The organism is Mycobacterium paraterrae (assembly GCF_022430545.2).
GTDB classification, from domain to species: Bacteria; Actinomycetota; Actinomycetes; order Mycobacteriales; family Mycobacteriaceae; genus Mycobacterium; species Mycobacterium paraterrae.
Genome location: NZ_CP092488.2, coordinates 4,155,629 through 4,167,296, shown reverse-complemented (window position 1 = coordinate 4,167,296; position 11,668 = coordinate 4,155,629). Strand labels below are relative to the sequence as shown.

At 65.6% G+C, this 11,668-nt stretch carries 9 protein-coding genes; 2 read left to right on the top strand and 7 right to left on the bottom strand.

Annotated elements, in window-relative coordinates:
* Positions 1-25: 25 nt before the first annotated feature.
* The 5 genes from MKK62_RS20245 to MKK62_RS20225 all read right to left on the bottom strand — a co-directional run bounded on the left by MKK62_RS20245 (position 26) and on the right by MKK62_RS20225 (position 5,766).
* The gene (locus MKK62_RS20245) at positions 26-847 is read right to left on the bottom strand and encodes a shikimate dehydrogenase (protein ID WP_434084972.1); all 822 of its coding nucleotides are present in this window, start codon (positions 845-847) and stop codon (positions 26-28) included.
* Positions 822-2,093: an endolytic transglycosylase MltG gene (gene mltG, locus MKK62_RS20240; protein WP_240258160.1), complete on the bottom strand. Its 1,272-nt coding sequence runs from the start codon at positions 2,091-2,093 to the stop codon at positions 822-824. The genes MKK62_RS20245 and mltG overlap by 26 nt, the downstream gene beginning before the upstream one ends.
* A complete protein-coding gene (gene ruvX / locus MKK62_RS20235; RefSeq protein WP_240258161.1) occupies positions 2,086-2,583 on the bottom strand; it encodes a Holliday junction resolvase RuvX in 498 nt (165 codons plus the stop codon). Before ruvX ends, mltG begins: the two co-directional genes overlap by 8 nt.
* The gene (gene alaS, locus MKK62_RS20230; protein ID WP_240258162.1) at positions 2,584-5,286 is read right to left on the bottom strand and encodes an alanine--tRNA ligase; all 2,703 of its coding nucleotides are present in this window, start codon (positions 5,284-5,286) and stop codon (positions 2,584-2,586) included.
* 90 nt (positions 5,287-5,376) lie between these two features.
* Entirely contained in the window at positions 5,377-5,766 is a 390-nt protein-coding gene (locus tag MKK62_RS20225) for a secondary thiamine-phosphate synthase enzyme YjbQ (RefSeq protein ID WP_240264035.1), read from the bottom strand.
* A 117-nt stretch (positions 5,767-5,883) separates the two neighbouring features.
* Between MKK62_RS20225 and MKK62_RS20220 the strand changes: the two genes are divergently transcribed.
* Together MKK62_RS20220 and MKK62_RS20215 are read left to right on the top strand one after the other, a co-directional pair.
* Positions 5,884-7,632, top strand: coding sequence for an NAD-binding protein (locus MKK62_RS20220; protein ID WP_240258163.1), 1,749 nt, complete (start codon positions 5,884-5,886; stop codon positions 7,630-7,632).
* A gap of 73 nt (positions 7,633-7,705) precedes the next feature.
* Positions 7,706-9,301: a sensor domain-containing protein gene (locus MKK62_RS20215; protein WP_240258164.1), complete on the top strand. Its 1,596-nt coding sequence runs from the start codon at positions 7,706-7,708 to the stop codon at positions 9,299-9,301.
* A 41-nt stretch (positions 9,302-9,342) separates the two neighbouring features.
* Here MKK62_RS20215 and MKK62_RS20210 read toward each other — a convergent pair whose 3' ends face one another.
* Together MKK62_RS20210 and MKK62_RS20205 are read right to left on the bottom strand one after the other, a co-directional pair.
* A complete protein-coding gene (locus tag MKK62_RS20210) occupies positions 9,343-10,047 on the bottom strand; it encodes a DivIVA domain-containing protein (RefSeq protein ID WP_240258165.1) in 705 nt (234 codons plus the stop codon).
* A gap of 183 nt (positions 10,048-10,230) precedes the next feature.
* Entirely contained in the window at positions 10,231-11,574 is a 1,344-nt protein-coding gene (locus tag MKK62_RS20205) for a replication-associated recombination protein A (RefSeq protein ID WP_240258166.1), read from the bottom strand.
* Positions 11,575-11,668: the final 94 nt, after the last annotated feature.

Genomic DNA, 11,668 nt, shown 5'->3' with positions numbered 1-11,668 from the left:
CCTCACCCTGACACTGAGCGGCATGCTAATCCAGGGCGGCCTCCATCGCCGCTCGCGGAGCGGGTAGGCCTGTGAATTGTTCGACTTGCGCGAAGGCCTGGTGCAGCAGCATCTGCAAGCCGCCGATCACCCGGCCGCCCGCCGCAGTTACCGCCGTGGCCAGCGGGGTAGGCCATGGGTTGTAGATTGCGTCCAGAAGAACTGGTATCGCGGCGAATTCGGCGGCGTGGCGCGCGGCCACCTCGGCGGGCAGGGTGCTGACCAAAACCTGCGCGCCAGCGATCGCGTCGTGGACCGATCCACCGTCGAGGACGCAGATTCGGGCAGCGGCACCGACCCGCCCGGCGAGCTCGACCAACGGGGCCGCCTTGTCCGGATTACGTGCCACGATCGTGATGTCGTTGACGCCGAGTTCGGCCAATGCCACCACCACCGCCGGAGCTGTGCCGCCAGAGCCGGCCACGACGGCAGGGCCGCTCGCCGCGCCGAGCGCACCCTTGACGCCGTCCACATCGGTGTTGTCAGCCCGCCAGCCCTGGGGTGTCCTCAGCAGGGTGTTGGCCGAACCGACCAGTTCTGCTCGTTCGGTGTGCGTATCCGCGAATTGCAGCGCGGCGAATTTGCCGGGCATGGTCACCGAGACACCAATCCACTCGGAACCCAATTTGCCTACCACGTTGGGCAATTGGTCCGCGTCGCACTCGATGCGGTCATAGGTCCAGCCGTCGAGGCCCAGCGCGCGGTAGGCGGCCAGGTGAAGTTGCGGGGAGCGCGAATGAGCGATCGGCGACCCGAGAACCGCTGCTTTTTTCGGCGCCCGGCTATCGGGCACTGTCAAGGACACCATTGCGCTTGGCCAACTCGATATTGGCCAGATGCTGTTGATAGTCGCGGGTGAACAGTGTGGTGCCCTGCGCGTCGATGGTGACGAAGTACAGCCAGTCACCGTCATCCGGGTGCTCTGCGGCCTTCAGCGCATCGGTACCCGGCGAACATATCGGCGTCGCGGGCAATCCGTCGGCGGCGTAGGTGTTCCACGGCGTGCCCTGCGCGCGGTCGCCGTCGGTGGTGGCCACCTCGCGGCGGTCCAGCGGATAGTTCACCGTCGAGTCGAACTCCAGCTTGCGGTGCTCGGCGAGCCGGTTGTAAATCACCCGCGCAACCTTGGCGAAATCCTGGGGTTTGGCCTCCCGCTGCACCAAGGAAGCGACCACCAACACGTTGTAGGGCGAGATGTTCATCGCGCTGGCGTTGTCTTGCAGCCCCGACCTGACATACAGGTCGGCGCTGGAACTGATCAGCGTCGAGAGGATCTCCTCCGGGGACGCCGACGGGTTGATGTTCCAGGTCCCCGGCGCGATCAAGCCTTCGATTCGACGGTGGTCGTTACCCATCGCCGTCACCGACGGGATTGCCCACGGCGGCACCAGAAGTGTTGAGGGATCGGCTTTCTCGGCGGCCGCACGCAAGTCGGCGCCGGACACGCAGTGCTTGTTGCCGTCCAGGTCGACGCAGCTTGCCTGGGAAATCATCGTGAAGATGCCCGGCGTGGTTTTGTTGGTCTTGACGTCGGAGGTGTCGTCGAGCTGCTGACCCTCCGGGATCACCAACTTGCCGACCCGGCTACCGGGATCGACCAGCCGATTCACTGCCGTCGCCGCCGGAAGTTCCGTACGCAGCCGGTAGTAACCGGGCTGGATCGCGGTGATCTTCTGATTGTCGTGTGCGGCCCCGAGGAACGCTTTGACGGTCTTGACGACGTCTTGCTTGTGCAACGTTTCGGCGATCGCGGTGGTCGAGTCGCCGGCATGCACCTCGATCACCAGATCTTGTTTGCCGTCGCCGGCGAAGTCATAGCGCGAGCCGCCGCCGTGCCATAGCCGGGAACCGAGGAATACCGCGGCGATGAGCACCCCGATGGCCAGGCTCAGCAAAATTCCGCGGGTCGTGTGCCGTCGACGGCGTTCGCGTTCGGCGCGCGCTCGGTCGGCCCGCGAGCTTCCTCGCCGCGTCGCCCCGACCGCCGTCGATGCGGGTGACGAGCCGCTGCGTCCGGCTGCGCCGCGCCGGCGCTCGTCACGGCTATCAGACACCGTTGACGTCCCCGGGCAGCATCGCGCGGCGCTCGTCCAACCAACCCTGCAGGATCGCCACCGCTGCCGCTTGGTCGATGACCCTACGCTGTCCCTTTGCCCTGACCCCGGCCTGGCGCAGCGCGCGCTGCGCGCTGACGGTCGTCAGCCGCTCGTCAGCCATCCGCACCGGGATCGGCGCGATCCGGCTGGCCAGCGCGTCGGCCAGTTCGATCGCGTCGAGCGCAGACGGGCCGGTGCGGTCGGCCAACGTTCGCGGCAGCCCGACGATCACCTCGACGACCTGCAGGTCGGCGACCAACTCCGTCAGGCGGCGGATGTGTTTCGTCGATCGCTCTCGGCGCACCGTTTCGACCGGGGTCGCCAGGATCCCATCGGGGTCGCTGACGGCTACACCGATGCGGACGCTGCCGACATCGATGCCGAGCCGTCGCCCTGATCCGGGATCGTCCCTACCCGGCCGATCCGGCAGGCGATGCGGCGAACCCACTCAGCTGGTCCTTGTGATCTCTGCCCGCAACGCGTCCAGTGCGGCGTCGATGCCCGACGGATTCTTTCCGGATCCCTGGGCAAGGTCGGCCTTGCCACCCCCGCGGCCCTCGACCGCCGAGGCCAGCGGCTTGATCAGGTCGTTGGCACACAATCCGAGATCCTGGGCGGCGGCGTTGGCGGCGACGGCGTAGGGAACGCTGCCGCCCTCCCCTTCGGCAATCAGGGCGACGACCGCGGGGTCGTTACCCAGCTTGCCTCGGATGTCACCGGCCAGCGAGCGAAGATCGGCGGCCGTGATGCCGGCCGACATCCGCTGCGCCACCAAACGGACGTTGCCGATGTGCTGCGCTCCGGCGGCGGCATTTGCGGCCGCTGCCCGCGCGTTCGCCAGCCGATTGCGTTCCAGTTCCTTCTCCGCGGCTTTCAGCCGTTCCACCAGGGTCGCCACCCGGGCCGGCACCTCCTCGGAAGGCACCTTGAGCGACGAGGCCAGCCCGGCCATCAGCGCCCTTTCTTTGGCCAAGTGCCGGTACGAGTCCAGCCCGACGTAGGCCTCGACCCGGCGCACGCCGGAGCCGACAGAAGATTCGCCGAGGATGGTCACCGGGCCGACCTGCGCGGAGTTGTGCACGTGGGTGCCACCGCACAGCTCGAGGGAGAACGGCCCGCCGATCTCCACCACCCGCACCTCGTCGGGATAGGACTCGCCGAACATCGCCATCGCGCCCATCGCCTTGGCCTTCTCGAGCTGCTCGAGGAAAGTGTGCACCTCGTAGTCGGCCTGCACGGCCTCGTTGGTCACTTCCTCGACCTGGCTGAGCTGGTCGGCGCTCAACGCGCCCTGGCTGTTGAAGTCGAACCGCAGATAGCCCGGGCGGTTCAGTGATCCCGCCTGAACCGCATTGGGTCCCAACACTTGTCGCAGGGCGGCGTGCACCATATGGGTGCCGGAGTGACCCTGGGTGGCACCCTTGCGCCAGTCGGGATCAACGGCTGCGACGACGGTGTCCCCTTCGACGAACTCCCCCGATTCCACATTCACCCGGTGCACCCACAGGGTTTTCGCGATCTTCTGCACATCGGTGACCGCGGCTTTGGCGGTTCCGCTGGAGCCGGTGCCGCTGATGGTTCCCGCATCGGCGACCTGACCACCCGACTCGGCGTACAGCGGGGTCCGGTCGAGTACGAGCTCGACGCGGTCGGCCCCCGCGGCCTCTTCGGTTCCATGAGTCACGACCGGAACCCGTTTGCCGTCGACGAAGATACCCAAAACCTTTGCTTGCGAACTCAATTCGTCGAATCCGGTGAACTCGGTCGGTCCGGCGTCGACCAGTTCGCGGTAGGCGGTCAGGTCGGCGTGCGCATGCTTGCGCGCCGCCGCGTCGGCTTTCGCCCGGCGCCGCTGCTCGGCCATCAGCTCACGGAATCCAAGTTCGTCGACCTGCAGATCTGCCTCGGCGGCCATTTCGAGGGTCAGCTCGATCGGAAACCCGTAGGTGTCGTGCAGGGTAAAGGCGTCAGACCCGGACAACACGGTGGCACCCGAGGACTTGGTGGCGGCCGCCGCCTCTTCGAACAGCCGCGAACCCGACTGCAGGGTCCGGTTGAACGCGGTCTCCTCGGCGACCGCAACGCGATTGATCCGGTCGAAGTCGGCGACCAACTCCGGATACGACGGGCCCATCGCGTCCCGGACGGTGGCCATCAGTTCGGCGACGATCGGGCCGTCGATGTCGAGCAGCCTTGCCGAACGGATGACACGCCGCAGCAACCGGCGCAGCACGTAACCGCGGCCGTCGTTGCCGGGGCTGACCCCGTCACCGATCAAGATGGCGGCGGTGCGGCTGTGGTCGGCGATGATGCGGTAGCGCACGTCGTCGTCGTGGTTTCCGACGTCGTAACCGCGCGGGGCGCGGCGGGCCACCACGTCGATGACGGGACGCAGCAGGTCGGTTTCGTAGACGTTGGCGACGCCTTGCAGCAGGAACGCGACCCGCTCGACACCCATGCCGGTGTCGATGTTCTTACGCGGCAGCGGCCCGAGGATTTCGAAGTCGTCCTTACCGGTGCCATCGCCACGTTCGTTCTGCATGAAGACGAGATTCCAGATCTCGATGTAGCGGTCCTCGTTGGCTTCTGGGCCACCCCCGACGCCGAATTCCGGCCCGCGGTCGTAGTAGATCTCCGACGACGGGCCGCACGGCCCGGGGATGCCCATCGACCAGTAGTTGTCGGCCATGCCGCGTCGCTGGATCCGTTCGATCGGCAGATCGGCGATCTCGCGCCATAGCTCGATGGCCTCGTCGTCGTCGAAATACACGGTGGCCCAAAGCTTGTCGGGCTCGAATCCGTAACCGCCGTCTTCGACCGGATTGGTCAGCAACGTCCAGGCGAATTCGATGGCCTCGCGCTTGAAGTAGTCGCCGAACGAGAAGTTGCCGGCCATCTGGAAGAAGGTGTTGTGCCGGGTGGTGATCCCGACTTCATCGATATCGGGTGTGCGGATGCATTTCTGGATGCTGGTCGCCGTCGGGTAGGGCGGCGTGCGCTGACCGAGGAAGAAGGGGACGAACTGCACCATTCCGGCATTGACGAACAGCAGATTGGGGTCGTCCAGAATCACCGAGGCACTTGGCACCTCGGTGTGGCCCGCTTTCACGAAGTGATCGAGGAACCTCTTCCTGATCTCGTGTGTCTGCACTTCTCCGCTTCCTTTTGGCCGCCTCTTTCGACCGCACCACAGTACCGGTCCTGCTGACCGGCCCGTACATGCGACAAAGCCGGCCGGGGTTCAGCCCCGCACGAACGACAAGCGCACCGACCGACGCGGGTTGTCCCGGTTCAGGTCGACCAGGACCACGCTCTGCCAGGTGCCCAACAGCGGCTCTCCTTCTTGAACCGGAACGGTGATCGAGGGCGCGACGATTGCCGGCATCACGTGATCGGCACCGTGTCCGAACGATCCGTGGGCATGGCGATAGCGGTCATCGCGCGGCAGGAGGCGTTCCAAGGTGTCGACGAGGTCGTCATCGGATCCGGCGCCGGTTTCGATGATTGCGACACCGGCCGTCGCATGGGGCACGAAAACGTTGCACAGGCCGTCGCCGCGTGACGAGCAGAACGTGCGCACCGAGTCGGTTAGATCGACGATACGGCGACGCGCAGTGTCCACATCCAGCACATCGGTATTCATTTGACCAGCCTACGTATGTGCCGTTTGACGCGCCGGGCGCAGCATCCTTCAAGGTACGATCCTCGGCGATACAGGAGGGGTGGCCTTGAGCGGATTGGACCGACTTTGATTGCACGCGGCCGCAGTGCGCAGGCCCCGTCGCCGCGTCGACGACTGTTGCCGCCGCCCCTGACCGACCCCCGCTGGTATTGGCTGATCGGACCCGCGGGCGTCGTCGCTTTTCTGCTCGGTTTCTGGGGCTACCTCAGTTATGAGCCGGAAAAAGACGTTCATCATTCGTTCTCGGATGCCGTTTACGGCAGTTTCAAGCTGTTCTTCCTCCATGCCGCGCCGCAACCGGAGAGCCACGTCGGCATCGTGCTGGACACCGCCCGCTATCTCGCGCCGATCGTGGCGGGTTGGGCCGGAATCATCGCGTTGTTCGGGCTGCTACGCCACCGGTGGCAGCAGATGCTGGTCCCGCTTCGGCGCGATCACGTGGTGGTTTGTGGCCTCGGCTATGTCGGCTTCGAGTTCGTGCGGCAACTGACCGACGCACGCCGCCGGGTGATTGTGGTGGAAGCGGACGCCAACAATCCGCGCATCGAAGCCTGCCGCGAAATGGGGGTCCCAGTCATCGTCGGCGACGCTCAGCTGGAATCGACGCTGGAATCCGCCGCCGCCAAGCGCGCAGAACGGCTGCTCGCCGTCACCCCCGATAGTGTGGTCAACACCGAAATCGTCAATCGGGCAACACATTTGGCTCGCGGCCGGCAACGCCTGCAGTGCCTCGCCCGGGTGGCCAACCCGAGCCTGTGCATCTCGCTGCGGATCGAAGAGTCGAACCGAGGCGCAGACCAGACGGCGTTGGACTTCTTCAGCACCGACGAACTCGGCGCGCGATTGCTGCTCGACCGGTACCCCTTCGACGCCGTACGGCAGCCTCATATCGCAGTAGCCCACCTTGACAGCTTGGGCTGCGAGTTGGTCCTGCAGGCGGCTCGGATCTGGAACGATCGTCGGACCGACTCTTGGGCGCCGCTGCGGGTCACCGTGATCGACGACGAAGCCGACAAGCGGTTAGCTGCCCTGCAAGACGAACATCCCGCCCTCGAGCAGATCTGCACCTTCTTTGCCTGCAGCCCCTCGGTCCGCGGCTTGACTCGATTGACCGAAGGCGGGGCGGCGATCACGTACGCGTACGTGACGGCTCAGCACGACGAGCAGGCTGTCGAGACTGCGTTGAAACTGCGCCACGCTCTCGATCGAGCGGTGCCGGTGGTGACGGCGTTGTGGCGGGCTTACGGAGTGGCGGACCTGCTGGAGAATCTCACAAGCCAGCGAGGTGCGAACCTCGCGGTGGTGAGGATGCTTCAAGAGACGTGCACCGTGGAACTCGTCGAGGGCGGTTCGTTCGAAGCCATAGCCCACGAAATCCATCGGCGTTACCGGCTGATGCAGCCCGATGGAGGACGTGACGTACCCGAATGGTCAGACCTAGACGAGGCATTGAAAAAGTCGAACCGGGCGCAGGCCCGTCACATCGGCGTGAAGCTGCGCAGTATCGGGTGCGAAATCGCACCACTTCGCGACTGGCAGGCGAGAGACTTCACCTTCACCGCCGCCGAGCTGGAAAAGCTGAGCATCATGGAGCACGACAGGTGGGCGCAGGAGAAGATGGACGCCGGCGTCAAGACCGATCCCCACTTCGTCCCATGGCATGAGCTACCCAAGGAAATCGCCGAATGGGATACGAACTTCGTCCGTGCGATCCCGGCAATGCTGGCCGCGGTCGGCTTGCAAATCGTTGACGTCAACGAGTCTGCGCCGCGTTATCCGGTCGTGGCGGCTGCCGATATCGCTGCATCTAACTGACGATTTGCTAAGCACTCGCTTGGCCCCGGACCGTATACTGCTGAAAATTTCCTGAGACGCCCGGGGGAATCTCTTGCTCTTTGTCAGCTACGCGAGTCAGGATCGCGCGCTGCTCGAGCATCTCCTGACGGCTCTGCGGCGCGCGCGTCAACAGGTGTGGTGGGATGACCAACTCGGTGGGGGTGAAGCGTGGTGGCACGCAATCCTGGAGCAAATCCGCCGCTGCGAGGTGTTCATCGTCGCGGTTTCAAACAATTCACTCGCCTCCAAACCGTGCCAAGCCGAGCTCGGTTATGCCGAGGCTTTGCGGCGACCGATCTTGCCCGTGCAGATCGGGCCGATTGACAGCCTGCGGCTGACGCCATTGGCGGCACGACAGACCCTCGATTTCCGCGAGCCGAACAAACAAAGCACCCTCCGCCTGCTGGCTTCGGTGCAGCAGCGCCAAGCCCAGGTGCCGCCACTGCCCTGGCCGCAACCGCCCGAGCCACCGGTCCCGTTCGCCTACCTGATGCGGCTTGCGGCAACGCTGTCGCGACCCGAGCTGACGCGACATCAGCAAACCGAATTGGTGACCGAACTGAAAGATCGGCTCGACGACGACAGGCACGACCCGAAAGCGGTCCGGGACATCACACAGCTGCTATGCCAGCTGCGTGACCGACCGGATGTCACGTGGCGGATTCGCACCGAAATAATCTCCACGCTGGCCGGTTTGGAAGCTGGGCCCGATGCCTCGTCGATTACTGTTCCGTTCGGCACCGCCCAATCGCTCGCGTCCGGCCCGCTGGCGACCCCAACTCGGTTCGATTCCGCGCCCCTGCCCACGATCATGTCCGCGCAGACAGTTCCGCAGGCCATCCCCTCCGCATCGCCGCTCCCATCCTTCGCGGCCCAGCCAATGCCGCCCGGACCGCCGGCTGCGGTTCCGGCACCGATATCGGGCGGCGATCCTCGACCGCCGAAGTCGCGGCGCCGCTGGGTCTTTGCCGGCATCGCCGGCGTAGTGATCGCGGTAGCAGCCGCGGTGAGCTACACGTTGGTGCTCCCACATCCTGCACCAAATCCGCTGGAGGCTCTGCTGCTCAGCGACGCCGAGGTCAACCAGGTAATGGGCGCCAACGACATGAAGACCGTTGAGCGCGGGAACCAAGCAATGAAGCAGAGCAACACGATCAACGTCTCGGCCCAGGACTGCATGGGAGCGCTATACCCGGGTCTGACCAGCACATACCAGGACAGCGGCGAGCTCAGTCTGACCTGGCGGACCCTCCAGAAGCCTGGTGGTCTTCCGCGGGCAGGTGAAAGCAAGAACCAGTTCGTCGACCAGGACGTTGCCGTCTTCCCCGTCAACTCCGACCAGCCGTTCAACCTTGTAGCCAAGGAGGCGGCGTACTGGAAGGCCTGCAGCGGAAAGACGGCCACGGTTACCTATGCCGACCGTCGCAAGTACACCTGGACCATCAACTCTCCGACCGGTGAGCCGCCAAAGATTCTGCTGACCTACAGCCAAGACAGCGACCACGGTTACACCTGTCAACGCGCGCTGAGCACGGTGTCGAACTACGTGGTCGACGTCAAGGCGTGCGGGTACAACATCACTGACCAGGCCAATCGCATTGCCGACCAGATCGCTGGCGACGTCAAAGACCCCAACGGAACGAAATAGGGTCGACATCGTGACGTGTGCCGCGTCGATCTCGATGCCCGTCAGTTGTAAAAGACGAATTCCACGATCCGCCAGAGCTGCCGACCGGTCCACAAGAAGAACACAACGACGACACCCAGGCTGAGAAACAACCCGGCGACCACCAGGTCGTTGATCGCGGACGCCGGAGTGTCGGCGGTATTGCCGCGCACTCTAACCTCCATTGATTGAGGCCGTTGGCGGAAACCATAGGTGTAAGCGTCGACCGAGCCGCTGTACGACTGCCCGTCAACGCTCCAGGTGATCGCGCAGCGCTTGATCCGCGGCACGACGAGGTTGAGCAAGCCCTCGGAGCCGGTGTTGTCGTCCGCGCAGTACTGCACCGAGGCGGCCGTGGGCGTGCCCGCCCGGTAGGCAAGGTAATCGCAGCCGGCGATCCCGCAGAACAGCAGAGACATCCCGGCGACGCCGAACGCGGCCAACACCGACAACAACCGGCGCGGCCAACGTCGTTGCTTCGGTGGCCGGGCGGGCGGCGGGTCAGGTAGCCCGAAATGTGCCCGGACGCGCCCGACGAATGCGTCGACCTCTTCTGTCTTATAGCCGAGCCTTCCGGGCGGCGCCGGACGAAAATTTACCTCGCCGACCTGCTGGGCAGTGAGAACGTGTCCGGCCGGGTCCCTTAGGGCCGCCTCGAGGCGGTCGAGAAATCCGTCCACGTCGTCGTGGTGGTAACCGCGCCAACCCAGCGGGCGGGAGAAGGACACGGATCGGACTTGTTCCGCGGTGAGCGGGGGACCCGGCGCGGCCGACACCGCAGGCCCCGTTCGAGGTCGGCCGCCCGCCCGTCGGGATCGTTGTCGTCCATGCCCGCAAGGCTGTCCCGTTGCAGCCGCCGATCGCATGGGTAGAAATCCCCAACTTTTTGCCGGCCGAGCCGGCTCGAGTCCTCAGCGCCTGCGCCGGATGATCGCGCGCAACTTCTCCAGGCGCGCACCGATATCGCGTTCGGCGCCCCGGCCGGTCGGCCGGTAGTAATCGACGCCGACCAGCTCGTCGGGCGGATATTGTTGCGGGACAACGCCGTCGGGATCATCATGCGAATACTTGTAGCCCTGCGCATTGCCGAGTGCCGCGGCGCCCGAGTAGTGGCCGTCGCGCAGATGCGCCGGAACCATGCCTGCCTTACCGGCGCTGATGTCCTGCATCGCCGCACCGATGGCCGAGGTGACCGCGTTCGACTTGGGAGCGGTGGCCAGATACACCGTGGCATGAGCCAGCGTCAGCTTGGCCTCGGGCATTCCGATCAGCGCGACCGTCTGCGCCGCCGCGACCGCGGTCGGCAGGCCCATCGGATCGGCCATCCCGATGTCCTCGCTGGCGAGGATCATCAGCCGACGGGCGATGAATCGCGGATCCTCGCCGGCGACCAGCATGCGGGCCAGGTAGTGCAATGCAGCGTCGACGTCACTGCCCCGCACCGACTTGATGAAAGCGCTGATCACGTCGTAGTGCTGGTCGCCGTCTCGGTCGTAGCGCACGGCGGCCTTATCCAGCGACTGCTCGATGGTCTCGACGGTGACCTGCTCCCCCGCCTCGGCCGCCACCTCCAGCGCCGTCAGCGCGCGACGGGCATCCCCGGCCGCCAGCCGGACCAGCAGGTCGACGGCTTCGGGTGTCACCTGCACCCGGCCGTCCAGCCCGCGCGGATCGTCGATCGCGCGTAGCACTACCGCGCGAACGGCGTCGGAGGTCAACGGATGCAGTTGCAGGATCAGCGATCGCGACAGCAGCGGCGCCACAACCGAAAACGAGGGATTCTCGGTGGTCGCTGCCACCAGCAGCACGACCCGGTTCTCGACGGCGGCCAGCAACGCGTCCTGCTGGGTCTTGGAGAAACGGTGCACCTCGTCGATGAACAGCACCGTCTGCTCACCGTGGGCAGCCGCGCGACGGGCGGTGTCGATGACCGCCCGCACTTCCTTGACCCCCGCCGACAACGCCGACAGCGCCTCGAAGCGACGGCCAGTGGCCTGCGACACCAGCGACGCCAGCGTCGTCTTTCCACTTCCAGGAGGGCCGTAGAGGATGGCCGATGCCACTCCCGAGCCTTCGACGAGTCTTCGCAGCGGCGACCCGGGTTGTAGCAGGTGATCCTGCCCGACAACTTCCTCCAGGCTGGCCGGTCGCATCCGCACGGCCAGTGGCGCGCCGGCCGATCCGCCGGGCGCAGGATCACCCAGACTGTCCTCGTCGGGGACGTCGAACAGACCGTCAGGCACGGAGTCAGGCATACCACGTCGGGGCGACACGCAAGCGCCCAGTGCGGGGTATCAGCGGGGGCGCCGAATACTTGCTAAGTTCGCCAATGCGCACGCCTGGACAACT